This window comes from Psychrobacillus sp. AK 1817, from assembly GCF_008807035.1.
Lineage (GTDB): Bacteria > Bacillota > Bacilli > Bacillales_A > Planococcaceae > Psychrobacillus > Psychrobacillus faecigallinarum.
Genome location: NZ_CP031739.1, coordinates 3010843 through 3036154 on the forward strand (window position 1 = coordinate 3010843; position 25312 = coordinate 3036154).

The window sequence follows — 25312 nt, forward strand, 5'->3', positions numbered from 1 at the left end:
AGGAGTGTGTGTTAATGGATTTTCAATATAAAGAACTTGGCAATGATGTATTTGCCTATCAAGTAATAGAAGATGGGGAAAGACTTGGAGAAATTACATGGACATTACTAGGTGATGTAATGGTTATGGACCATACCTATGTTTCGAGTAAGCTAAGAGGCCAGGGGATTGCGAAAAAGTTATTAGACAGCGCCGCTTCCTATGCAAGAGAAAATGAATTGAAAATGGAGCCAGTTTGCTCATACGTAGTAGATGCATTTGCTAAATCTAACGAATATGATGATATAAAGGCATAATAAAAGGCAATCCTCTTTAATATAAAGTGGATTGCCTTTTACGTTTTAATGATTAAATAGAAGTAAACAGAACTAGAATTCCAGTTAATGCTGATGCACCTGCCAGTGTATATAAGAAGTCGGTTTGATTAAAGATAAGTTTCTTTTCCATGTAAATCTTCCTTTCTATTTTGGTCTTACTATTAAATTACCCTGTTATTAGTAGACTCAAACAGGTTTATAAAAAATATTGCAGGGAAATCAGAGATTGATGAAACCTTTTGGCTATGTTTTCGTAAAATAGCTATATCAATTAATAATAGGGGGTAAAAAAATGATTTCACGTACAGGAGAAGTTGTTTTAGGCGTAGTTGGAGCTGTTTTTAATGTAATAGCAATTATACTAGTTTCATTGATTGTCATTAATGGTAGTTCGGTAATGCAGGAGGAAGGGTTCACACAAGTCTTTGAAGAAGACATTTATAGCGATCCAGCACTAACTGCTGAAGAAGCTGCTGCAGCTACGGAATTTATGGAAGTATTTGTAGACTTGTTTGGCGTTTTTGGCTGGGCGGCTGTTATAACGTTTGTTATTAGCTTAGTATTTAATATTTTAGGAATTGTATTCGTTTCGAAAAACAAAAAGCCAAAATTAGCAGGAATCATGTTTATTGTAGGGGGAGTTTTTGCAGGAATTATCTCATTAACATCCATCGTTTTATATGTTGCTGCAATTATGTGCTTCGTACGCAAAACACCAGTTAAATTTGAAGAAGAATATTCAACTGAACAAACTTATTAAAAAAACACCGGCCTAATAGGCCGGTGTTTTTAATGGATATAAATATTTTGCGGTAGATAGAGGGTGACCCTCGAAATACTCATCAAATTCTTCTAGACATTCAAATCCATACCGTTCATAAAAAATACGAGCGCTTTCATTTTTGCTCTCTACATAAACAAATAATTGTTTTCCCACAGACATATGATTCACACCTGCTTCTAACAGCTTTCTACCGTATCCCATTTTTTGGAACTCGGGAAGCACATAAATTGCGGTGAGCTCAGCATCACCATCTTCATCAACATAAGTGAAGTTAGCAAAGCCGATAGTTTCATCTTTATATTCCGCAACTAAAAAAATTGTTTTTTCTATTCGTTTGGCTAGCATCATAGGAGAGTAAGCTTTTTCCAAAAATATTTCCTGAACATTTTCTGGTATTATATCTTTATAAGTATCATTCCAACTGATCCTAGCGATCTGTTGAATAGTAGTAATATCTTTTAACGTAGTCGCCCTTATCATTTGAAATCACCTCTTCAGCTTTTTGTAATCATAACAAAATTTCTGTTAATCTTCTATAATTAAATAGAAAAATATTGAAAATAAACATTTTTACATAGGAGGCAAACATGTCCTGGGATTTGAAGAAATTTAGTGAATTAGATATTAATTATTTATATGAAATACTAAAGCTTCGTGTAGAAGTTTTTGTCGTCGAACAAAATTGTCCATATCCAGAGCTAGATAACTATGATCAGCATGCCCTTCATCTAAGTTATAAAGAGAACAATGAAATTATTGCTTATTGCCGTATTATCCCTGGTGGACATAAATATGAAGAATGCTCTATTGGAAGAGTTATTGTGAAGGAGCATGCTAGAGGAAGAGGCTTAGCTCGTATTCTTATGTTAGAAGCTATTGAGAAAGCAGAGAGGACTTGGAATGTTCCAAGCATTAGAATCTGTGCACAGAGTCATTTGCAAAAATTCTATCATTCAGTAGGATTTCATACTATCTCGAATGAGTTCGAGGAAGACGGTATCCCACATGTGTATATGATGACGTCTAAAAATTAAAAAAGGGTTATATTGTATGTATTAGGGTATATATAGTTTATCAATAAGAATATTGGAGGTAATAGAGATGGCAAAAAATAAATCTCTTTTGTTAGCAGGGCTTGCAGCAGGGGCTTATGCTTACTTTAGGAAAAAGGAAAATCGTGATAAAGCAATGGAAGCATTTAATAATACGAAAAATAAAGTAAATTCCTTTATGGAAGCTCAAAAGCAGCAAGATACTAGTAATGAAAATACAGGTAACCCAAATCCATATCATGAAGAAGATAACAGAATGGTGGATGAGGGTGCGATGACAAGCGTTCAGTATTATAATGAGGAAGAACAAGTAAAAGATGATATAAAAACTACTCCCGACAATGATGCTAAAGCGGGAGAAAAATAAACTTTTCTAAAAAGGTGCCTTCGGGCACCTTTTTTATTTTACATATATAGATATTACTGTATAATTTCTAAAAAATACCTGTTAAGTTAGAGAGTAATAAGGGGAGCAGGTATTTCCATTATTTACTCAAATAAAACTAATCTCATTTCTATATCGTCTATATTATTGATTTAGCATTTTTTTAATACTTATGCAGTTTCAAGGTAGGATATTTAGGGTACGAAAAAGAGACGATTATATTCTAAAGGAGGATGCAAAAGTGAAAAAGGCCATGTTAATTTATAATCCTTCTTCCGGAAGAGAAGAAGCTAGTCAATTTAAGGATAGAGCAATAGAGGTTTTAACTAATTTAGGATATGAGGTTATGGAAAAGGAAACTCAGAAGCAAGATGATGCTACCCATTTCGCTAAATTAGCCTGTGAAAGAAAGATGGATTTTCTTTTGGCTATGGGCGGGGACGGGACTATTAGCGAGGTAGTGAACGGTCTCGCAGAACAAGAAAATCGACCATTGTTTTCTTTTGTTCCGCTTGGAACTGTAAATGATTTTGCTAGAGCTTTAGGTATTCCTCTTGAGCCAGATATAGCAATTGAAGCGTTAAAAATGACTAATACAGAACAAGTAGACGTAGGACGTATCGGGGATAAATATTTTGTGAACGTGGTAGCAATAGGAGATATTGCAAGTAAGGTTGCAGATACTCCGGTTGAGCAAAAAACCAGATATGGTTCTATGGCCTACTTAGTAGCTGGCGCAAAAGCCTTACTCTCCAATGAAGAAGTGGAAATGACTATAGAGCATGATCAGGGTACTTGGAAGGGTACTTCTATATTAGTTTTAGTTGCTCTAACCAATTCTGTAGGTGGATTCGAGGATCTGGTTAATTCTGCTAAAATTAATGATGGGAAGCTACATGTTTTTATTATTAAACAGGCAGGCTTTACTTCAATTGCGCGTATGGGTGCTAAAGTAATGCTAGGCACATTAGGTAAAGACGAAGGTGTAGAAACTTTTAAAACAGAAAGATTACACATTGACTCGAACCGAACGTTATTTTGCAATGTAGATGGTGATCAGGGAGACTGTACTCCTCTTGATATCCAGGTTCTTCCAAAGCATTTAAATATGCTTTTGCCTAAAAAAATCTAAATAAATGAAAAAGGCTAGTTTTTTACAATTAAATGTTATAAAATGATTCTACATCCCTATAAACATAAGGTTACTAAAGAACTATAAAACTGATTAGAAAGATGAGGTTCTTATGGATAATACAGAAAAAATATTCTTAGATTACTTCACAAAAGCCTATGCCAAGGAAATGGGTATTACTAATAGAGTTAAAGGTCTCGATCAATTTTTTGAATTAGAAAAAAAGTTATTCTTAGATATGTATTCTTTCGAGATTGAACGAGCAAAAACAGTGCTGAGAGAGATTATTGATTTAATTATAGCGACTAATAATAAACAAATGATTCAAAACGTAAAATACTACTACATACAATTATCAGCTGTCATGGCTAGAAAGTTGTATGAAAGCCAGGTTCCATTAGATAAAGTTATGGCGTTTAATAATGCGAGTGTGGAAATTATTGATACCAAAATGAGTGATGCACAATTTTTACAATGTGCCGATGAACTCGTTGAGTTCTTTGTAATGGTTATAACAGAAAGAAAGAAGCCTTCTTTTGGTCACCAAACGGTAAACAAGGTCATTCTCTATATTAATGACGAAATAGAAACAAACTTAACTGTAGAAGACATTGCAAAGCAATTTAATATTAGCACTAGCCATCTATCTAGAATTTTTAGAGAACATACTGGAGTAACATTAGTAGAATATTTAAATATTCGTAAAGTAGAAGAATGTCAATACTTTTTGCGCCATACAAACAAAGCTATCTCGGAAATTTCGAATTCTTTTCACTTTTGTAATCAAAGCTATTTTACTCGTATCTTTAAAAAGTATACAGGGCTTACTCCGAAACAATTTAGGGATCATCAGGAACACCCGAACTTTAAGTATAATTTTCCAAAGGAGCCCAAAACTTATTGATTTTTCATCTAAGTAATATTTGAAAAATAGCTTCATAGAGGGTATACTCTTTATAGTTTGAAAATTGTAGGTGAAACGATGAAGAAGAAAATTAGTTTACTCTCTATTCTTGTTTTTGCAGCAGTTTTACTGAGTGGTTGTTCAGGAGTAGAAAACAAAGAAGGAACTTTTTACAATATATTTGTTCGACCTTTTGAATTTTTAATAGAATTTTTTGGGGACATTTTTAACGGTAGCTATGGGTTAGCGATTATCGCTATTACCATTATTATTCGTTTAGCTCTCATGCCTTTAATGCTTAAAAATTATAAGAATCAACAAGGTATGAAAGAAAAAATGGACAAACTAAAACCAGAAATGGATTCAATCCAAAAGAAGCTAAAAGAAACTAAGTCAAAAGAAGAGCAAATGGCTCTACAACAAGAAATGATGGGCTTATATCGTAAACATGGCGTTAATCCTTTAAATATGGGTTGCTTGCCAATGATTATTCAAATGCCAATCGTTATGGGACTCTATTTTGCAATATTGTATTCTGCAGATATTAAGTCTCATGAATTCTTATGGTATAACCTGGGATCTCCTGATATTGCTATGACACTTATTGCAGGAGCGGTGTACTTTGCACAAGCAAAAGTGTCTCTATGGACAGTTCCAGAGCAACAACAGCAGCAAATGAAAATGATGGTTTATATTTCACCTATTATGATTATGTTTATCTCATTTAGTTCTATGGCAGCGCTACCGTTATATTGGGCTGTTGGTGGGATTTTGTTGATATTCCAAACATATTTAGGACGTAAATTCTACTCAAATCATCCTGAAAAAGCAGAAAAGTCTGTATAAAACAAGGAGAAGCTTTTTGCAAAAAGAGCTTCTTTTTTTTGGCTAGAAACTGCCTCCTCGCTTTTCTCCATTTGCTAGTCGGGGCAGACATAGGCGTTTGCGTTTTACTAAGTTATGAGGTGATAAAATGAAACGAAATTGGATATTTGGTATTTTGATTGTTGCTGCGAGTATCGCATCTTTAGTATTTATTATTAAAGGGAACATTAATCTCGCTGTTTTATTCATGACAGTTATTTTTATTTTAAGTAATGGCTATCGGGCAATTGTTTTTAAGGAAAAAGGGCATATCCGTGAAGCAAAGTGGATGAGAACGATGGCAATAGTTTTCACCATCCTTTTTGTACTAGTCTTAGTTTTAATAATAAATTAAAAAACATTACCTTTCGTAGGTAATGTTTTTTTATGGAATTATACGTAGTTAGTAGGCATATTTTTTTCTAGATAGGAGAAGTATTACGATAGCTGGAATTGTACAGAAGGCCATTCCTAAAAATGCAAGTCTTGGCTCAACATCATATAAGTAACCGCCAACGAAAGTTAGGAATGCACTGCTTAGACTCATAGATAATGCGGCATAAATTCCTTGGGCTGCAGGTATAAGGCTTTTGTCCAGCGTTCGAGAAATATATTGGATAAAAGCGTAATGGGCAATACCAAATGAAACGGAATGTAGAACTTGAGTTAGGATGAATATCCAGACGGAAGGAAATAGGTAAATACTAATCCATCTGACCGTTGCGCCAATTCCGGCTAACAATAGCATCCAGGATACTTTTTTATTGGAAAATAGCTTGTCTGCAAATAGAAAGAATACAATTTCAAAGATTACTGCAACGTTTAAAACAATCCCAATATAAAGGCTGTTTACTCCAATATCCTGCAGATAGATAAATCCATAATTATTATAAGAGGCATGTGAGCCTTGAATAAGAATAGTTAAGATTAAAATAACGATAAATTGCTTAGAGGTAAATAGGTTTTTCCAATTGCCTGTGTTGTCTTTAGTTACCTGGTGAGGTAATTCGCTCAAAGAAGCAGGCATTGGCTTGGAATAAGTTATCATAATGACGGCAAGTGCTCCTAACATCGTCCATAGTATCGCTTGCTCGTCCCAAATAGCGGTTACTCCACCTATAAATAATAAGGCGACCATGAATCCCACAGATCCAAAGGAACGACTCTTCCCGTAGTGGATTTTGTCCTTCTGCATAAGTATGGAGGCACTGCTCTCCATGGCAGGTAAAAGATTTGGATATATTAAGCTAAAAATAACAGTAATGGCTAAGAGAGAATAAAAAGAATTAAAAGGTATGTATAAAACTATAGCTGCAAAAGAGAACAGTGCAAGCAATCGTAGAACTCTCTGCATGCTAAAAAGACCCGTTGCTTTGGGAAATAAAACAAAGGTGGAGAAGGCTCTTGCTAGCATCCCTGCTCCCATTACAATACTTGCAGAGGTAACACTTAAACCTTTTGCATTTGTTAGATAGCCTGTCCAATACGGCATAAACACGCCCCACGTAAAGAAAAAAGTAAAGAAGTTGATAGATAACCATTTTTGGGATTTCATAGCCGACCTCATTGCTTTCGTATATTTATCTAATATATTATAATGCATTTTGAATTGATTAGGGATTAGTTCATTAAAAAATGTTAAACTAATAGTATCGTAAATTGGAAAGAAGGAAGAGCAAGGGATGCAATCTAGATTTAGCTTTATGAAGCAAAAGAAAAAGAAAAAATGGCCGAAAATTGTTTCGGGTATAGTCGCGGGTTTAATAGTTGTTAGTGTCGTTGCATGGATTGGTATAAATGATTGGAATATAAATAAGAGCTTAGAATCATTAGGAATTCCAACTAAGGAAGATAAAGAGGTAGAAATAGTAGAGGAACCAACAGAGTCAATAGATGAAGTGGAAGAACCACCAATGGAAGAGCCCGTAGTTGAGGAACCTGCAGAAGAAGTGGATCGTTCGGGTGCAAAAGGCTACGTGGGCAATGAAACTCTACCTGCAGAGCCTACTTATGTAGATGGAATATTAATAGCAAGTAAGAGGTACCCTTTACCTTCTACTTTTGCACCAGGAGAAAGTGCAGAAGCTAGAGAAGCCTTTGAGGCATTGGCAGCAGAAGCAAAGCTATCTGATTACGAATTAGTAGCATTTAGTACATATCGATCATTTGACTATCAACAGCAGCTTTATGATAGATATGTGAGCAATGACGGAGTAGATGCAGCGGACCGATATAGTGCCCGTCCTGGATATTCTGAGCACCAAACCGGTCTTGCGTTTGATATAGGTGAACTACATTTTGAGCAACATTTTGCCAGAGAAAGTTTTGGAGAGACACCAGCCGGCCAATGGTTGGCAGCTAATGCTCACAAATATGGTTTTATCATGCGTTATCCTAATGGAAAAGAGAAAATTACTGGCTATATGTTTGAGCCATGGCATTTCCGATATGTTGGCGTAGATCATGCAACAAAAATATACGAAGCTAACACTACTTTAGAAGAATATTTAGGTATATAAAAATACGAGATTCCAGTTATTCATTGGGATCTCGTATTTTATGTTGGTAGCTAATTGTTCATCCTATAAAATAGGAGAAATCAATCGAGAAAGTGATTCCTTAAACTTAATTAAAGATGTGCGTTGTTCGTAAAGTTCCCAAGTCAATTCGGTAGAGAGCTTCATGTCTTCTTCGAATAGCTCTGCTAACTGATGGGAAGTTTCTCGATCATAGATAAATGCATTCACCTCGAAATTTAACTTAAAACTTCTAACATCAATATTGGCGGTACCTACAGTAGAGGCTTCGTCATCAATGACAATCATTTTTGTATGCAAGAAGCCATTTTCATAAATGTATATCTTAGCACCTGCTCTGATAAGCTCTCCTACATATGAATAAGTTGCCCAATATACAAACATATGGTCAGGCTTATTAGGAATCATAATCCGTACGTCAATTCCTGATAGACAGGCGATACGAAGAGTGTCCATAAAGCTTGCATCCGGAATGAAATAAGGAGTTTGGATATATATATACTTTTTAGCCATCATTATTAGTTTAAGATATCCATTTTTAATTTGTTCCCATTCCGAGTCTGGTCCACTGGATACGATTTGTAGTCCAACAGAGCCCTTCATAGGAATAGCAGGGAAAAAATGATCTGAGTATTCAATATCATGATCTGCAGAGGCTTGGTTCCAGTCCAATATAAAGCGAGTTTGCAATGGATGTACTGAGCTTCCTTCTATCCGAAGATGAGTGTCCCTCCAGTAACCAAATTTCTTTTTCTTTCCTAAATATTCATCTCCCACATTGAAGCCACCGATATACCCAATACGCCCATCAATTACAACTATTTTACGGTGATTACGATAGTTCATTCGTGGATTAATCAGAGGAAGAATAGAAGGGAAAAAGGACTCGACGCGACCACCTAGCTCAACTAATTCTTTAAAATGCCTCTTTCTTAATGATCGAGATCCTGTGTCATCATATAGTATACGTACTTTTACGCCTTGCTTGGCTTTAGCCAATAAGACATTATATATTTCTCGTCCTAAATTATCCAAACGGAAAATATAATATTGGATATGAATATGGTCTTTCGCATTGTTCATGTCCTCTAAAAGTGCATCAAATTTTTCTCGCCCATCCGAGTAAATCTCCAATTTGTTGTCTTGTGTCAGAACAGCATGATTGTTATGCAGATGCATAACGATTAATTCCTTGTAATGGCTGGCGTCATCTAAACGAAAATCAAATGATTCATCCTCAATGGCTTCCATTTGAAAATCAATTAGTTTGTCAATGCCGATTTTATTTTTTCCTTCCCAACGGAAAAGTGTTTTACGTCGCAGCTTTCTCCCGAACAATAAATATATTCCAAATCCTAGAATGGGGATAAAGAAGAGAACTAATATCCAAGCCCAGGTGGAGGAAGCATCTCGTCTCTCTAAAAATATTAAGGCAATCGCTAGCGAGATATTCAAAATTAGTATTCCAGAAACGATAAACCCATAAATACTTGCAGCCAAAATTGCACCCCCAAATCATACATGTCTTTCTTCTCTAGTATATCCGATTTAGTTAAAAGAAAGAAGAAATGTAACATATTTAGTAAACCCATAAGCATAAGTGATTAATATTAGTGAATTTCCAGGAAAAGAAGTTTGAATTATTTGATATAATTAAATAGGGATTTTGACTTAAGGAGATGGGATTATGCTACAGGCGAGAAACCTTCAAAAGAAATTTAAAACAAAGGAAGTTGTTAAAAAGATAAATTTGGAGCTCGGTGCAGGAGAATCAGTAGGGTTATTAGGTCCAAATGGAGCAGGGAAATCTACAACTATATCTATGTTGTCTTCTTTAGTTCAACCAACTAGTGGAGATGTATTGTGGAATAATGTTTCCATTAAGGATAATCCAGAAGCACTTCGTAAAACATTAGGAGTAGTTCCTCAGGAAATTTCTTTATATCCAGAGCTCACTGCGAGGGAAAACCTAAAATTTTTTGGACGGATATATGGTCTTAAAGGTCAAATTCTAGAGCACAGAGTAGAAGATGTTCTAGTTAAAATAGGGTTGAAGGAGAGGGAGAAGGATCAAGTCAAGACTTTTTCAGGAGGGATGAAACGTAGACTCAATATCGGGGCTGCTCTGCTACACCTCCCATCGTTGTTAATCATGGATGAACCTACCGTTGGAATTGATCCTCAATCTAGAGCCTATATCTTAAATACAGTCAAACGACTAGTAGAGGAAGGTATGACTTTGCTTTACACAAGTCACTATATCGAAGAGGTTGAGTTACTTTGTGATCGAATTTACATCATGGATGAAGGAGAAATTATTGCATTTGGAACAAAGGAAGAACTAAAATCTCTTGTCTCCGGAAACCAAACAATTGAACTAAAGGGTCATACATTGCCAGTTTTATTTGAAGAGTCACTTCAGAAGCATTTTCCTGCAGCTACCGTATACCGCGAGGAGGAATCTCTCTTACTTGCCTTAGCCAAAGAGGAAGAACCACTACCGCGTATTTTTGCAATTGCTGCTGAGAATGGGGTGACCATTACTTCAGCTATAGTTAAGGTGCCTTCTCTCGAGGATGTCTTTTTACATTTAACAGGCAGAGCATTGAGAGATTAGGAGGAAGATAGGAATGTTATTGAGCCTAATTAGTAAGCAGCTAAAAATGCTTGTTCGAAATAAGCAACCACTTATTATTTTATTGGTAATGCCGATTGTTCTCATCACTATTTTATCCTCTGCTCTGGCAGGCGTTATGAACCGTACAGCAGAGGGGGCTATTCAAGCAGATTTAGTAATAGTTGATTCATCCAGCTGGGAGCAGGAAAGTGAGGAAATAAAATTATTTTTAGAGAATGAGGGGTTAGCAGGACCGGCGCAAGATTCTCTTCTTCAAACATTGGAAGAAAATGATCCTATTTTTGTTTTACAAAACTCGATTCTTTCTTCCACAGAAATAGAAAAATATCTAAAGGTAGAAAACGGAAAAGCTGAAGACCTAGGAAGCCTTCGAAAGAATGAACAAATCGATGGCATTTTATCTTTTCCTGTAAATTTTCGATTAGAGTATATAAAATATGCTTATTTCAACACGGGTGAAGAACCGAAATTTGAATTGTTTTTAAACCAAAACAGTGAAATCAGAGCCTCCATTGTCCAATCAATTATTGAGGAGTGGCAAAGAGGATATAGCCAGTCCTTAGCCCTTACGAAAGCTGGAATACCTCCAAATAAAGTTATAGGAGCAACGGAGCAAGTAATAAAAATAGAGCAAGTATTGCCAAAGGGCGAGCGAACAGTTCCGTCCTCTATATATTATTCAATCGGAATGCTTGTGATGTTTGCGCTTTATATACCATCTTTTCTGGCGGGCTTTGCTTTACAGGAAGTACAGTGGAAGGTGTATGATCGAATTATTTTGGCAGGAGTATCTAGCACCTTATATGTACTATCTATTTTAATCACTGGAACAATTGTGGCGCTCATACAGCAAGCTTTAGTATTAATGTATGGCAGTTTGGCATTAGGTATTGATTGGATTGGCTGGCCATCGATGGCCGTTATTGTTCTAAGCTTTAGTTTGTTTATTGGGGGACTTTCCGCTCTACTCACTACCCTTCAATTTAAGACTGGAACAGAAGGAGTTGCTAATGTATTTAATGGATTGGTCATTACTATTTTCTCCTTCTTAGGCGGTTCCTTTTTCAAAATAAGCGATATATCGGAAACACTAGCGAACTTAGGGAGTTATACACCAAATGGTGCAACGATGAAAGCAATACTCTCTATTCAATCTGGGGAAAAGCTTAGCGGAATATGGCTTCATCTGAATGTACTTTATATTGGAATTTTTATATGTGTATTACTTTCCATAATTCTATTTCCGAGAAGAGGTGCTAAGTCGTGAAGGGAATTTGGATTGCAAGGCTTCAGAATTTAAAAAGAAAACCATTAGTACTTATAATGATGACACTCATGACCTTAGTGCTTGCCTACGTTCTTAGTGGAGGAGTAGGGAGCCAAACACCGATCTTAATTGCTTTAGATAATACATCTACAAGTAAGGAAGTTTTAGACGAGCTAAATACATTTGAGGAGTATTCTATAGAAGAGGTAATAAAGGATGTTCTTTATGAAAAAGTGGAACAAGATCCAGACTTAATCGGCGTCCATCTGACTCAAACAGCCTATACAGTTCTGACGGGTACTGAGACAGACTCTGTAAGGGAAATCTCGCTTGCTATCGAATCTGCATATAGCGAAAATGCCTTCCAACAAAAAATAATAGAGATTGGTGGAGAACTTAAATGGCTCGAGGTAAAAGAGAATCTAAGTAAACAAGAAGCCTTTCAGATGAACACAAGTGCGATGGATGAAGCACAGGTTTTTCGATATGACGGAGCACTTCAAAGTCTATTCGGATATATGCTCTTTTTTGTGTTTTACACGATTTCTACTAATGTTCAATTTATATTGGAGGATAAGCGAACTGGCGTATGGAATCGCTTAAAGCTAGCATCTATTAGTAGATTCCAATTGTATTTTGGGCATTTATCCTTTAGCTTTATAATTGGGCTTCTGCAAATGCTTTTAGTTATTTTGGTTTTTCGATTTGTGGTAGGAACCAATATGTACGGAGCACTTTTGGAAGTAATTCTTATAACGAGTATTTATGTATTATTAGTTTTAGCTGTATCATTGCTAATCATTTCTCTCGTCAAAACAGTTAGCCAAAGCGGAGTAATTATCTCGTTACTGGCAGTTGCCTTTGCCATGATAGGAGGTGCTTATTGGCCCCTTGAAATAGTACAATCGGAAGGTCTTTTGGCCATGAAATGGCTCTCTCCAATCTACTATGCAATGGAAGCATTAAAAAGAATTACCATATATGGGGAAACCTTAGGTGCTGTTTCGACGTACTTATGGATGATGCTACTACTTGCGGCTACGTTAATATCGGGAGCAATATATCTTTTAGAAAAGAAATCAGAACGTGGCCATTCAATTGAGTAAAAAGGAGGATGGGTATGTACTGGTGTAAAATAGCAAGATCAGAAAAAGAATTTGAAGCTATAGCTAGATTAAATTATGAAACATTTGTAGAAGAGATTCCACAGCATGAACCAAATCCAAGTGGGATGAGAGTTGATCCATTTCATCATGAAAATGTGTACGTGATTGTGTTAAAAGATCAAGAGCTTGCTGGAATGGTCGCCTTTAGAGCGGAGCGACCATTTTCTTTAGACAAGAAGCTAGGACCGGTGGAGAATATTCTGCCGGAAGATGCGCTTCAAGGAATGCTTTGCGAGGTTCGTTTACTGGCAGTAGATAAAAAACATCGCAATGGGCGTGTGTTTTATTATTTAGCTAGGGCGTTATCTGACTATGCATATGAGAATGGGTATGGTGCGGCTGTTATATCTGGTACGGTAAGGGAGCAAAAGCTTTACAACCAATTAGGCTTCGAACCGTTTGCTGACCCAGTAGGAGCGGAGGGTGCTCTCTATGTACCAATGGTTTTGACAAGAGAGCGTTTTGATAATTCGGTAGCTGCGCGCTTTAAGCAGAAAAGGCATTCCTTTTATCCTGGCCCAGTTCATCTAACTGCACCAATCCAAATGGCTTTTCAAGAAGATCCAATTACTCACCGTTCTCATGAATATGAAGTTATGCTCGAACGTGTGAAAAGCAGACTTTGTCAAATGAGTGGCACTAAACATGCTCATTTACTAGTGGGCAGTGGTACATTAGCGAATGAAGCGATGATAGCTCAATTGAAGGTATTAGATGAAAAAGGCTTGATTTTGACGAACGGGGCTTTTGGAGAGCGTCTTGAAAAGCAGGCGATGCGATGGGGACTAGAATATAATGTGTTGAGCTATGAATGGGGACAGACCTATCATCTAGAAACAATTGAAAGAAAACTATCTTCCGGCAATTATAGTTGGTTACTCATGGCTCATGGTGAAACTTCCACAGGAATGCTAAATAATTTAGATGAACTACAAGTAATCTGTAAACGCTATAACGTGTTGCTGTGTGCAGATTGTGTGAGTTCATTTGGTTCTCTACCGTTTTCAATGGAAGGGGTATATTTGGCAACTGGAGTTAGTGGAAAAGCGATAGGTTCTATGAGTGGCTTGTCATTTGTATTTGCTAACTCAGAAATAGTATCCTGTGAGCGAATTCCAACTTACTTGGACATAGGTTTAACAACAAATTCTGCTATTCCTTTTACAATGCCATCTCAATTCATCCTTAGCCTAGAAAATGCATTAATGGCCTATGATAATGGACAAAGATATAAGCTATTACATAAACGCTGGATGTTTATCGAGGAAGAAATAGAAAGGCTCGACATAGAACTTTTTACAAATCATAACTATCCAATGATTTTCACTATCCAGGAAAAGGAATTCCCATACCTTGCCGAGGATGCTAGAATGTCCGGCTTCGACCTGCACTACAGAAGTGATTATCTAAAGGAAAAGGGACTTATACAAATCTCTTGTATCCAGCCTGATTTCGAGCTTGCTTGGACTAAGTTTGTAAAATGGTTCGCTAATTATCGTTTATATCATGATAGTGAACAACAAAGCAGCCTGAATTGAGATGTTTTATTCAGATATGACTCTTTTGGGTGTGTTTATGACCGGATAGCGTGGAGTTATGACCGGATAGAAAAATTTATGACCGGATAGCGTGGGTTATGACCGGATAGAAAAATTTATGACCGGATAGCACGGAGTTATGACCGGGTAGAAAAATTTATTGTCGGATAGAGTGGAGTTATGATTGCATAAAAAAAATTATGACCGTTCAATGAAAAGGCCGGCTCTTCTCTATGAAAGCCGGCCTTTTTCTTTATTTGTCGCATAGCACAACAGGAGGATGGAGTAATTTTTTAATCTGTTACGATTTGTTTGTAAGTTTCCTGTATGAAAGTTTTGTAAGGAGTGTCAGGCATTTCTTTTATAAGATCGAGTGCTTTTTGGGCAAATGCTTTTGCTTTCTCTGTTTGACCAATTGCTGTATAGCATAAGGCTAGATAAGCATCCTTTTCATAAAAAATTGATAAATCAATAGGATGGTTAATAACATCCTGTATTACTACCTGCTCCAGTTGTTCGATTGCTTCTTCAAATTGTTTTAAACCGTAAAAGGTTTTTCCTCTTTCTAATAGAAAGTAGTGAGTAAACAACTTGTCTTTTTCTAAATTATACGTTTTAAATAATTTGTCTGCTTCTTCATATTGCTTCTTATAAGAATTCAGGTAATGGGTTTTTACAAAAAAGGAGAAACGTTCTGCATCTATGTCGTCTGCAAAAACTCCATAAGCTTCTATTTTTTTTAAATAGTATTCTATTTTTTCCTCATCCCTGCTCATCATGGCATGGGCTGCCGCGATTCTATAAAGGTCATCTAAGTGGTAAAATGTTTTATTTTCTTTAGAATACTCAATTGCTTGATCCATAAGCTTTAATGCGGATTCATGGTCGCCTATTGCGTAGTAAAGCGCTGTTTCTACATAGTCAAAGTCAAGTCGAGAGACGGGGTCCATCCAAATTCCTTTTTTCTCTAAATCAGCACGTTCTTCTTGAAGGATGTTTAAGGCTTCCTGATATTTATGTTCTTGGAATTTAACTGCCGTTCGTACGATTCCAATTTTAGCTCTCCTAGCAGTGATATTTAACTTTTCATATATTTCTGCAGCCTGGTTCAACGGTTCTTCCCAGTCTTTTTTGTGTGCTTGGTGTTTACAGCGGCTATACATTTCTAGTAAACGAGCAGATTCATATCCCTGACCTAGCTTGGGCAAATAAGGCTCGACTAAATGTATTAATTGCTCATATTCATCGGATAGAACATCATAGTTTGTATTGAAAAGTATTTCAGCCTTCTCTAAAACTTCTCGTAATTCATGACCACTTACTTCTTCTAATAACTCAGATACTTCCACATTCAATTGATTCGCAATGTATTGTAGGCTTTCCATGGAAGGCTTTGCCTTATTATTTTCAATTAGACTGAGCATTCCTTTTGTTAACTCAGTACCTGCAAGAGCCTCTAGAGTCATCTTTTGTTGTTTTCTTAATGTACGTATTCGCTCTCCAAGCGTCTGCATAGCTTCACCTCATTTATCGTTAGTTTAATTATATTAAACTTTTTGTTGTAATGGAAGAATGAATATGATATTATTTGTTTAATAAAATTAAACTTTTAGTTTTTTCAGAACTATTTAGGGTGAAATTGAAAAGGCTAAACAAAGGGGAAATAGTTATGGAAGAGGTATTAAAGTTAAAAAAAGCGACGTATCATTTGTGGACATTTACCATTAGCAAGCTCCTATCGACTTTTGGTGCACAAGTATATGCATTTGCTATCAGTTTTTACATTCTGCAGTTAACCGGATCTGCAACTAGCTTTGCTGCCAATCTAATCTGTAGTATTTTACCAAGAACTCTGTTGGCTCCATTTGCAGGCTATGCAGCCGATAAATATTCTAGAAAGGCCATTATAATTGGTGCTCAAATCGCTGCATCACTTGCAATAGGTGGATTATTAATCGTCAGTTTAACAACTGAGTTATCATTGTTTGCAATTTACACGACAACGGTTATTTTATCCATAACATCCACGTTTTCTGGAGTAACATTTAGTTCTTCTATGACAGGGTTAGTAGATGAATCAAGAATTCAAAAAGCAATGTCTCTAAACCAAATGTCGATTTCCTTTGCAGCAATCGGAAGTCCAGCGGTAGGAGGTATATTATACGGTACAGTGTCTATGCCGGTTTTTCTACAAATTTATTTAGCTGCGTCTATTATAGCTGTGATTTTAGAATCCACGATGAACTTTAAATTATTTGCTACAAGAAAAGAAGTAGTAGAAGGGGCACCAAAGGAATCCATGTTACAAAGCATCAAAGAAGGATTTTCTTATCTTATGAAGCAGCCTATATTAAAAATTATGATTTTCATCTCATTGATCGTTAACTTTTTGTTTGGAGCATTTCAAGTGGGATATTCGTTTATTCTAATCGAAAAATTAAAACTTGACCCTGTCCATTTTGGCTATACAGAAATGGCCTTTGCCATTGGAATGCTGCTAATGTCTATTTACTTCTCCAGCACAAAGGAGTTAAAATACCCATTCCTTGTATCGAAGTGGAGTATAATTGCAACTGGAATTTTATTAGGGGCCATTGCTACACCACTATTAGTTAATATGTCATATTTTGTGACCACTCTATTTTACATCGTAGTCTTATTTGCTTTTGGGGTATCTATGATTGTCACCAATACGCCAATAATGGTCATGATGCAAAAAACGATTGATGACGATTACAAAGGGAGAGTATTTTCTATTTTAGAAACAGGATCCATGGCGTTAATGCCACTTGGGATGGTTATCTTTGGGTTTCTGTATGATGTGCTAGCGGCAGAGCTTATCTTAATCGTGTCAAGCATCCTCCTAATAGCGATTGTATTAGTGCTTGCAAGACCGACCGTCATTAAATTAGCACATCCTGAGCTTTCGAAAGGTAGAGAAGACGCTTCTCCAGAACCTCAGCCGGAGTAAGAAATTGACAGCCGTGATATGGGCAAGGTGCGAAGCTGGGAAACACGAATATTTGTAAGTCTGTTGATTGGAACGGCAGGCGGCGACTCCTGTGGGAGAGTGAGGAAGATAAGCCATTATTAACTGGTCGCGAGTTTCGATGATGGCTTTCGCTCGCCGGAAATCATTATTCGCTCTTCATTAGTAGTGTTTTCTCACATAAATAGAATCAGCTTCTTTTAAAATAAAAAATGCCAAGGGAAATAACTCCTTGGCATTTTCCTATACTGTTCTTTTTAATGTTTTAGTTGATTTGCGATAACCAAAAATTAAACCAATTGCTAGAATCGCGAGAATACCAGATAAAACATAAATATTATCCGGCTGTTTAGTGAATAACCATGCGAATAAAAGCGGACCGATAATGCGTCCCAGATTATCCATTGAGTAAGTCATTCCAGCTGCTGTTCCATATCGACCACCAGATTCCTTAGAGGTCAGCGATACAATAGTAGTTCTTGCAAGGGCGTTACCTGCGGTGAATACGCAAAGGGAAAACCCTGCCCAAAAAATATTAGTTGTAAACACTGTCATAACTAATCCGATAGCCGTAACGATTTGTGCATATATCAACCAGGTTGTCTCCGTTCCATTCTTGATCCGTCGAACGACTCCTCCTTGAATTGCTGCATCGACAAATCCACTGAACATGAATAGATAGCCAATTTGTAAAGGTGTTATAGAGACTCTTTCAATTTGAAATAACTGAAAGGTTGCCTCTAAGCCTGCTAGCAGGAAAGTAACCATGAAGGAGAATAGGAATAAGTATTTAATGCGATAGGACCACAAACTTAAAGCTCCCTTAGGAAGTAACGCGCGTTTGTTAGCTTCACCAGTACGTGTAGGTTCTTTTAAAATTATCAAAGCATAAACAAAAATAACTAACAATAGAATAGCGGAGACGATAAACGGAGTTTCTAAGCTTATATGTCCTAAAACTCCTCCAATTGCTGGTCCAAAGATAAACCCTAATCCAATAGACATTCCCATGAATCCCATATACTTATTACGATTTTCTTCATCCGATAAATCTGCTATAAAACCAGTTACTGCTGTATAAAGCGCCCCTGAAAATAATCCACCTACTACACGAGAGAGGTAGAGCATGAACAATGAATCAAAAAATAAGGAAAATAACCAAAAGCTTAAACTAAAACCAACTAAACCTATTAAAATGAGCATTTTACGTCCAATTCGGTCAGATAGCATTCCCCATAAAGGAGCTGTGAAAAAGGACGCCAAAGCGTAGACTGTCAGTAATCCTCCTACATGCACCTCGTTGTAGTTTTCTTGGAGTATAACCTCAGGTAATACGGGGATAATAAGCCCGAAACCAAGATAGACCAAAAATTGGACTGACATTAATATAAAGAGAGATTTTTTCATTGTAAAACCTGCTTTCTCAAACCATATCCTTTATATTACATCTTTCTTCAGGATTTTTCATCTCGAAATGGTGCAGAGAAAATGCGGTATTATCAAAAAAGCTACCCTATTTTTACAAGGATAGCTCCACCTGTTTAATAACTTCTTGGTTCGGATATACTTTGTATAGCTTCGGAAACTTCTTGAATATGAGGAAAAGGAAAGGCTAAATCTGCAAGGGATACAAAGCCTACTAAAGTCCCATCCTCCACAACGGGGAGTCGACGAACCTGATTTTCACCCATCACATTAGAAGCATCTACTGTAGTATCCTGTGGTGAAACAGAAATGACTGATTTAGTCATGACTTCTTCCACTTTACATTTAACGTCTTTAGCAACAGCTCGGGTTACAATATCGCGGTCAGTTATCATCCCAACGAGTTTGTTTTTGCTTACTACGGGTAAACAACCGATATCCAATGAACGCATTTGCTCGGCAACTTCGTTCACGTAATCTTGGGGACTACACGTAACCACTTGCTTGCTCATTACATCTTGTACAATCATCGATATCACTCCTTTAAAGGTTAGGATGGTTTACAATTGCGTAAAATATGTAATAAAAATGAAAGGTTTAGACTATGTAAAAAGTGGTATGATAAGGTAAGAATAAATAAAAATAAAAGAAACTTTTTAAATATAAATTCGTAATAATAATTGGAAGGGACTGAGGTGGATTGGCTAAGGAAGTTGATTTAAAGAAAATTGTAAGTAATCTATCGAAACTTGGTGTGACTGTTACAATGACAAAATCTAGACTTGAAATGCTTAAGGCTTTATCACCACCAGCACAAAGTCCACATGTGCACTCCTAAAAAAAGAGAGACTTGTAAATTCGTTTAAAACGAACGCTCAAGTCTCTTTTTTTATGTGGAAAGAGGAGGCTAACACCGCAGTATGCAGCGAGCCTCCTCTGTAATTTATTCATCCTCGTTTTTAGCGAACATATAAGTTTTATGATGGAACTTCATACTAAATACTAAACCAATGGCGAGCATATTACCCATAAGCGAACTACCACCATAGCTTATAAATGGTAAAGGTATCCCAGTTATAGGTAGCAGTTGAATTGTCATGCCGATATTCTCGAAAACATGGAAAGTAATCATCGCAATAATTCCTGCACACACATACGTGCTGTACATATCCTTAAGCTGTAAAGTAATTTTCGTTAGATGATAGATAAGTAAAAAGTAAAGACTGATTACGACACTGGCACCGACAAAGCCATATTCTTCTCCGATAACGGCAAAGATAAAGTCTGTATGATTTTCAGGTACATATACTACCCGACCACCATATCCTTTACCGAAAACTTCTCCTGATCCAATAGCATTCAATGCGCTTATTAGATGCATTCCTTCATTAGAAGCATATGAATATGGATCTATCCAAGAATAGATACGAGCAAATTGGTAAGGTTCGAAGTTGAAATGCTTGGCAAGGAAATCCTGCGCATACAAGGCCATCCACAACAAAAATCCGCCAATGCTAGCTCCACCTAAAAATAAAGGTAAAATAATTTTCCATGAGATTCCTGCTACGACGATTAACGCAGCGGTAATGGCTAAGAAAACTAAGGATGTACCTAAATCGGGCTGAAGCATGATAAAAGCTAAAGGTATTATTAAGGTTATTCCTATTTTCCCCAACAAAATAAAGTCTGTTTTAATTGTTTTCATCGCATACTGTTCATGATGATAGGTTATAAGGCGAGCTAATCCTAAAATATAAAAGGTCTTCATAAATTCGGCTGGCTGAATGTCTCCTATCGGTAAATGAAACCAGCTTTTTGCTCCATTCCGCGGTTCTACTAATGACAAGCTGTCTGGAAGTATAGCGAGAAGGGCTAATAGGAAAACTCCTATTCCGAATATATACCAAGCCATCTTTTTATATTGCTCAGGCTCAAAAAACATAACTAATCCAATAATAACGCAACCAACTAAATACCAAAAAAGCTGCTTCGATACAAAGTTATAGCTTGCATATTGACCTGTAGTCTGAGCTGAAGAAATAGCTAACAAGCTAACAATTAAAAATAATAATATGATAAAAGCTAATGTCCAATCGAAGCGATCAGCGAAGCCTTTTTTATTTTCCATAAAAATCACCTAGATTTCTTTCTAATTACAAATTTTTGTTACATTTTCCCTCTCTTAAATCGAGGGAAACACACTTTTTCTATTATAGCCTAAATACTCGCTTTTTGCTTGTGAGTAATATAGACGATATTACAAAAACAGTTGTTTCGTTTAAATGAAATTATGCTAATATATATCTTATATGAGGAGTGAATTCAGTGGCTAAAAAAGAGAGAGATATAGATGATTATTTAGCTCATCTATATGTTCATACAAATGAGATAGAGCATTTTGCATTATTTAGTGGGATTTCAGTTCAACAATTTTTGAAGTTTACTGATTTGCCCTTCCTATTATTGTTAAAGCATCGATATGAAGATTCTTCTTTTAATATGCATACGCAAATGGAGTTCATAGGAAAAAATCAATATGCACACTTTTTAAAGGAAATGGCTGAAAAGTCCTTTTCGCTGTGTTTATTAGATTTCTCGGATGAACGAAAATTAAATATGCTAACGCCACAGGAACAAGCTGAACTTTTATATATAGCTCACAAGAAGGAAGCTTTTCGCTCACCATTCTATCATCATCTTCAAAATCGATTTGTTTATATGACTGATGAGGATCAGCATATTACTAAAATATACTTTAGAGATCATGAAGATTTTTATTATTTAATTGCTGACTGGTTTAACCAACAGATTAAAGATAAAACAAAATCTACTGCATTTTGGAGAAAAAAGAATAACGTTATATTGCCAGAGCTTTCCTCTACCACAGTGGAGAGGTATACAGACTTTTATGAGGACGGAGTAATTATGTCTTTATTCCGAAGTGATAAAACCAATTATGGGATTGAGATACGTTGCTTACCGGAAAATATTTTCCCGGATGAGGTGCTAGAGGATATTAAGCACCATATAAAAAGACCATATGATTTCATAATAGAAGTATAAGGGAACGCTTTTGCTACATTTCGTTGCAAAAGCGTTTATTATGTATATGAGGTGATTGAGATTGGCTTGGATTCTACTAGTAATTGCAGGATTAACTGAAATCATATGGGCGATCGGTTTAAAGGAAGCGCATGGCTTCACAGAGCTAGTCCCGTCCATCATCACAATATTATTTCTTATAATAAGCTTTTTTTTATTCGCGAGGGCGATGAAGACGATTCCAATAGGAACTGCATATGCTATATTTACCGGAATAGGAGCTGCCGGCACGGCGATTGTCGGAATTCTTTGGTTTAATGAACCAGTTAGTATAGGGAAAATTGTGTTTTTATGTATATTACTCTTCGGCATTATAGGTCTGAAGCTAAGTGATACCGAGGAGGTGGAATAATGGAATGGATTACACTAATTGCTGCGGGATTATTTGAGGTGGCCTTTGTTATTTGCATGAAGCTCTCCAATGGCTTTACAAACAAAAAATTTACAGCCCTTACCATTATTTCTGCTTCTTTAAGTTTCTTTTTACTATCGTTGGCTTTAAGGGATATTTCTGTGGGTACAGGATATGCAGTGTGGACTGGAATAGGAGCAGCGGGAAGTGTGTTAGTCGGTATGTACTTCTTTAACGAAAAGAAGAGCCGTCTGAAATTATTCTTTTTAAGCTGTATTATATTTGGAGTCGTAGGTCTTAAACTTTTTGGCTAATGGTTCATGTATTAATATTAGAAGTGATAAAATAGAAATATCCAAAACGTGGAGGTAACAAGTGATGAAATTGAAATTAGGATTATTATATGGTGGGAAATCTGCAGAACATGAGGTTTCTTTATTAACAGCAAGAGCAGTTTCTCAAGCAATTGATTTTGATAAATATGAAGTATACCCCGTCTTTATCTCAAAGGAAGGAGAATGGAGAAAGGGTCAAAAGCTATTAGGTCCTGTGGAAACAGTAGAAACACTTCAATTTGGGGATGATACAGGGAAAGCGAATGACATAACTAGCTTCCTGCCGGCGGAGAACTCTTCACAAGAGCTTGATGCATCGACTGGTAATGAAGGATTAGATGTGATATTCCCGTTGCTTCACGGCCCAAATGGAGAGGATGGTACCGTTCAGGGATTACTAGAAGTATTGAACTTGCCATATGTGGGAAATGGAGTATTAGCTTCAGCTGCTGGAATGGATAAAGTAGTTATGAAGCAACTTTTTGCACAAGCAGGTTTAAAGCAGGTTCCTTTTGTACATTTCATCCGTAAAGAGTGGAAAAACAATCAAGCGTTATTACTTGAAAAGATTGAGAGCAGCTTGAAGTGGCCATTATTTGTCAAGCCAGCTAATCTAGGCTCTAGTGTTGGGATAACGAAAGCAAATAATCGTGAGGAACTAATAAAGGCAATCGACCTTGCTTTTAAATATGATCGTAAAATCCTAGTAGAACAAGGTATTGTAGCTCGTGAAATAGAAATGAGTGTTTTAGGAAATGACACGCCAAGATGTTCGGTTGCTGGAGAAGTATTACCAACGAAAGACTTCTATGATTACTCTGCAAAATATATAGATGGCACTACAAACTATGCTATTCCAGCAAAAGTATCGGATAGATTGCAAAAATCATTAGAGGATGCTGCAATTCGTGCATTCAAAGTGTTAGACTGCTCTGGATTGGTTCGCGCAGATTTCTTTGTTACGGATACAGAAGAGGTATTAATCAATGAAGTGAACACGATGCCTGGCTTCACACCAATTAGCATGTATCCAAAGCTTTGGATGGCTTCTGGCTTATCATACTCAGACCTAATCGAGGAGTTAATATCACTAGCTATCGAACGCTATGAGGAAAAACAGCAGCTTGAGCATTCAAAGGACGGAGAGTGACTAAGTTGAAAAAGACATTAGCACAAATTGCAAAGTGGTTAGGATTAGAACAGCCAACTAGTAACCCTGTAGTTACAGGGGTATCTATTAATACACGCACATTAAGACCAGGAGATTTATTTATTCCCTTTCGTGGTGAGAATGTGAATGGTCATAAATTTGTAGAGGCTGCATTTGAAAATGGAGCAGCTGCAGCATTTTGGTTAAAGGATGAGCCGAATCCTCCGAAGGATGTTCCCTTACTCTTTGTAGAAAGTAGTGAAGAGGCACTTCAGCAGATGGCTCGAGCTTATCGGTCTGAGCTTTCTACGGTATTTATAGGAATCACGGGCTCTAACGGTAAAACTTCCACAAAGGACTTGCTAGCAGGTATGCTTACCCCTTACTTCCGAGTGAAGAAAACAGAAGGAAATTTTAACAATGAGCTAGGTCTTCCTCTTACTATTCTTTCTTTAGAGGAAGATACCGAGTATGCAGTACTTGAGATGGGTATGAGCTCTTTCGGAGAAATAGAGTTCCTTTCTAATATGGCAAAACCGACATACGCAGTTATAACTAACATCGGAGAGGCACATATGCAAGATCTAGGTTCTCGTGAAGGTATTGCAAAAGCAAAATTTGAAATTATTTCTGGTTTAGCCAAGGACGGACTACTTGTTTATGATGGTGATGAACCGCTTTTGAAACCATTCATATCAAATGTTCCCGATCTAAACACTAAATCCTTTGGCACTGATGAGTTAAATGATTTACGTATTGAACAGGTGACTTTTACAGAACAGGGAAGTAGTTTTATGGTAAGTGGTGAGCTAAACGAAGAAATGACTATACCTGTTCTTGGGGAGCATCAGGTGAAAAACACCTTGGCAGCTATACTGATTGGGAAGGAAATTGGACTGTCTGCCCAGCAAATGCGTGAGGCATTAAAGCAAATCGTACTAACAGATATGCGAATGCAGGTCATCGAAGCAAAGAATGGCAGTATCTTTATAAACGATGCCTATAATGCGGCGCCAACTTCTATGAAAGCTGCCATTCACTTTCTAGAAAAATCGACTATTAAACCAGATAAGTGGTTAGTGCTAGGGGATATGCTAGAGCTTGGTCCAAATGAAAAATCATTCCATGAAGAAATTAGTCATTCGATTTCCAATGAGGTATTCTCTGGTATTTGTTTATTTGGTCCACGTATGAAATGGTTATATGACCAGCTGGCAGATAAATTCAGTGAACAACAGCTAAAATGGGTGGAAGATGATTATGAATCGCTTATATCTTTTTTAAATTCAAACATTAAGAAGGATTCTATTGTTTTAGTGAAGGGTTCAAGGGGAATGAGATTAGAAAAGGTTATTGAACCCTTTCAAAAATAGTA

27 protein-coding genes are annotated in these 25312 nt (G+C 36.6%); 20 read left to right on the forward strand and 7 right to left on the reverse strand.

Features of this window, described 5'->3' with window-relative positions; all coding sequences use genetic code 11:
- The first annotated feature begins 14 nt into the window (after positions 1-14).
- Together D0S48_RS15040 and D0S48_RS15045 are read left to right on the forward strand one after the other, a co-directional pair.
- Positions 15-296 carry a GNAT family N-acetyltransferase gene (locus tag D0S48_RS15040; RefSeq protein WP_144539547.1) on the forward strand — a complete coding sequence of 94 codons (282 nt, stop codon included), beginning with the start codon at positions 15-17 and terminating at the stop codon, positions 294-296.
- 313 nt (positions 297-609) lie between these two features.
- Entirely contained in the window at positions 610-1077 is a 468-nt protein-coding gene (locus D0S48_RS15045; protein WP_225216164.1) for a DUF4064 domain-containing protein, read from the forward strand.
- 12 nt (positions 1078-1089) lie between these two features.
- Here D0S48_RS15045 and D0S48_RS15050 read toward each other — a convergent pair whose 3' ends face one another.
- Entirely contained in the window at positions 1090-1581 is a 492-nt protein-coding gene (locus D0S48_RS15050; protein ID WP_151112464.1) for a GNAT family N-acetyltransferase, read from the reverse strand.
- A gap of 107 nt (positions 1582-1688) precedes the next feature.
- Between D0S48_RS15050 and D0S48_RS15055 the strand changes: the two genes are divergently transcribed.
- The 6 genes from D0S48_RS15055 (at position 1689) to D0S48_RS15080 (ending at position 5793) form a co-directional block, all read left to right on the forward strand.
- Positions 1689-2135, forward strand: coding sequence for a GNAT family N-acetyltransferase (locus tag D0S48_RS15055; RefSeq protein WP_144539551.1), 447 nt, complete (start codon positions 1689-1691; stop codon positions 2133-2135).
- A gap of 67 nt (positions 2136-2202) precedes the next feature.
- Complete coding sequence (locus D0S48_RS15060; RefSeq protein ID WP_151112466.1) at positions 2203-2520, forward strand: hypothetical protein; 318 nt, start codon at positions 2203-2205, stop codon at positions 2518-2520.
- Positions 2521-2779: 259 nt separating this feature from the next.
- The gene (locus D0S48_RS15065; RefSeq protein WP_151112468.1) at positions 2780-3670 is read left to right on the forward strand and encodes a diacylglycerol/lipid kinase family protein; all 891 of its coding nucleotides are present in this window, start codon (positions 2780-2782) and stop codon (positions 3668-3670) included.
- 112 nt (positions 3671-3782) lie between these two features.
- Entirely contained in the window at positions 3783-4574 is a 792-nt protein-coding gene (locus tag D0S48_RS15070) for an AraC family transcriptional regulator (RefSeq protein WP_144539557.1), read from the forward strand.
- A 78-nt stretch (positions 4575-4652) separates the two neighbouring features.
- Positions 4653-5420 (forward strand): membrane protein insertase YidC, encoded by a 768-nt coding sequence (gene yidC, locus D0S48_RS15075; protein WP_144539559.1) that lies wholly within the window; start codon positions 4653-4655, stop codon positions 5418-5420.
- 127 nt (positions 5421-5547) lie between these two features.
- Positions 5548-5793, forward strand: a complete 246-nt coding sequence (locus tag D0S48_RS15080; protein WP_144539561.1) for a hypothetical protein — start codon at positions 5548-5550, stop codon at positions 5791-5793.
- Positions 5794-5841: 48 nt separating this feature from the next.
- Here the strand turns inward: D0S48_RS15080 and D0S48_RS15085 are convergent, their stop codons facing one another.
- The gene (locus D0S48_RS15085) at positions 5842-6993 is read right to left on the reverse strand and encodes an MFS transporter (protein ID WP_151112470.1); all 1152 of its coding nucleotides are present in this window, start codon (positions 6991-6993) and stop codon (positions 5842-5844) included.
- 127 nt (positions 6994-7120) lie between these two features.
- On the opposite strand from D0S48_RS15085, the gene D0S48_RS15090 reads away from it, so the two are divergent.
- Positions 7121-7957 carry a M15 family metallopeptidase gene (locus tag D0S48_RS15090; protein ID WP_151112472.1) on the forward strand — a complete coding sequence of 279 codons (837 nt, stop codon included), beginning with the start codon at positions 7121-7123 and terminating at the stop codon, positions 7955-7957.
- A 63-nt stretch (positions 7958-8020) separates the two neighbouring features.
- Here the strand turns inward: D0S48_RS15090 and cls are convergent, their stop codons facing one another.
- A complete protein-coding gene (cls, locus tag D0S48_RS15095; RefSeq protein ID WP_151112474.1) occupies positions 8021-9475 on the reverse strand; it encodes a cardiolipin synthase in 1455 nt (484 codons plus the stop codon).
- 187 nt (positions 9476-9662) lie between these two features.
- On the opposite strand from cls, the gene D0S48_RS15100 reads away from it, so the two are divergent.
- The 4 genes from D0S48_RS15100 to D0S48_RS15115 are packed head-to-tail and all read left to right on the forward strand — an operon-like array spanning position 9663 to position 14584.
- On the forward strand, positions 9663-10592 hold the full coding sequence (locus D0S48_RS15100; RefSeq protein ID WP_151112476.1) for an ABC transporter ATP-binding protein: 930 nt from the start codon (positions 9663-9665) through the stop codon (positions 10590-10592).
- Between the two features lie 13 nt (positions 10593-10605).
- On the forward strand, positions 10606-11880 hold the full coding sequence (locus D0S48_RS15105) for an ABC transporter permease (protein ID WP_151112477.1): 1275 nt from the start codon (positions 10606-10608) through the stop codon (positions 11878-11880).
- On the forward strand, positions 11877-12986 hold the full coding sequence (locus tag D0S48_RS15110; RefSeq protein WP_151112480.1) for an ABC transporter permease: 1110 nt from the start codon (positions 11877-11879) through the stop codon (positions 12984-12986). Before D0S48_RS15105 ends, D0S48_RS15110 begins: the two co-directional genes overlap by 4 nt.
- Before the next feature lie 14 nt (positions 12987-13000).
- Positions 13001-14584, forward strand: a complete 1584-nt coding sequence (locus D0S48_RS15115; protein WP_151112482.1) for an aminotransferase class V-fold PLP-dependent enzyme — start codon at positions 13001-13003, stop codon at positions 14582-14584.
- A 293-nt stretch (positions 14585-14877) separates the two neighbouring features.
- Here the strand turns inward: D0S48_RS15115 and D0S48_RS15120 are convergent, their stop codons facing one another.
- Positions 14878-16098: a helix-turn-helix domain-containing protein gene (locus D0S48_RS15120; protein WP_151112484.1), complete on the reverse strand. Its 1221-nt coding sequence runs from the start codon at positions 16096-16098 to the stop codon at positions 14878-14880.
- Positions 16099-16253: 155 nt separating this feature from the next.
- Here D0S48_RS15120 and D0S48_RS15125 point away from each other — a divergent pair, with 155 nt between their 5' ends.
- Complete coding sequence (locus tag D0S48_RS15125; RefSeq protein ID WP_151112486.1) at positions 16254-17555, forward strand: MFS transporter; 1302 nt, start codon at positions 16254-16256, stop codon at positions 17553-17555.
- A gap of 261 nt (positions 17556-17816) precedes the next feature.
- Here D0S48_RS15125 and D0S48_RS15130 read toward each other — a convergent pair whose 3' ends face one another.
- Entirely contained in the window at positions 17817-18980 is a 1164-nt protein-coding gene (locus D0S48_RS15130) for an MFS transporter (protein WP_151112488.1), read from the reverse strand.
- Between the two features lie 134 nt (positions 18981-19114).
- A complete protein-coding gene (locus D0S48_RS15135; RefSeq protein WP_144539581.1) occupies positions 19115-19528 on the reverse strand; it encodes a CBS domain-containing protein in 414 nt (137 codons plus the stop codon).
- A gap of 170 nt (positions 19529-19698) precedes the next feature.
- Here D0S48_RS15135 and D0S48_RS20685 point away from each other — a divergent pair, with 170 nt between their 5' ends.
- The gene (locus D0S48_RS20685) at positions 19699-19836 is read left to right on the forward strand and encodes an Lmo0850 family protein (RefSeq protein WP_186318209.1); all 138 of its coding nucleotides are present in this window, start codon (positions 19699-19701) and stop codon (positions 19834-19836) included.
- Positions 19837-19941: 105 nt separating this feature from the next.
- Here the strand turns inward: D0S48_RS20685 and D0S48_RS15140 are convergent, their stop codons facing one another.
- On the reverse strand, positions 19942-21126 hold the full coding sequence (locus D0S48_RS15140) for an FtsW/RodA/SpoVE family cell cycle protein (RefSeq protein WP_144539583.1): 1185 nt from the start codon (positions 21124-21126) through the stop codon (positions 19942-19944).
- Positions 21127-21323: 197 nt separating this feature from the next.
- On the opposite strand from D0S48_RS15140, the gene D0S48_RS15145 reads away from it, so the two are divergent.
- The 5 genes from D0S48_RS15145 (at position 21324) to murF (ending at position 25310) form a co-directional block, all read left to right on the forward strand.
- Positions 21324-22061 (forward strand): hypothetical protein, encoded by a 738-nt coding sequence (locus D0S48_RS15145; protein WP_144539585.1) that lies wholly within the window; start codon positions 21324-21326, stop codon positions 22059-22061.
- A gap of 61 nt (positions 22062-22122) precedes the next feature.
- The gene (gene sugE / locus D0S48_RS15150) at positions 22123-22452 is read left to right on the forward strand and encodes a quaternary ammonium compound efflux SMR transporter SugE (protein WP_144539587.1); all 330 of its coding nucleotides are present in this window, start codon (positions 22123-22125) and stop codon (positions 22450-22452) included.
- Positions 22452-22766: a DMT family transporter gene (locus tag D0S48_RS15155; protein ID WP_144539589.1), complete on the forward strand. Its 315-nt coding sequence runs from the start codon at positions 22452-22454 to the stop codon at positions 22764-22766. Before sugE ends, D0S48_RS15155 begins: the two co-directional genes overlap by 1 nt.
- A gap of 64 nt (positions 22767-22830) precedes the next feature.
- Complete coding sequence (locus D0S48_RS15160) at positions 22831-23937, forward strand: D-alanine--D-alanine ligase (protein ID WP_151112490.1); 1107 nt, start codon at positions 22831-22833, stop codon at positions 23935-23937.
- Between the two features lie 5 nt (positions 23938-23942).
- Complete coding sequence (gene murF, locus D0S48_RS15165; RefSeq protein WP_151112492.1) at positions 23943-25310, forward strand: UDP-N-acetylmuramoyl-tripeptide--D-alanyl-D-alanine ligase; 1368 nt, start codon at positions 23943-23945, stop codon at positions 25308-25310.
- Positions 25311-25312: the final 2 nt, after the last annotated feature.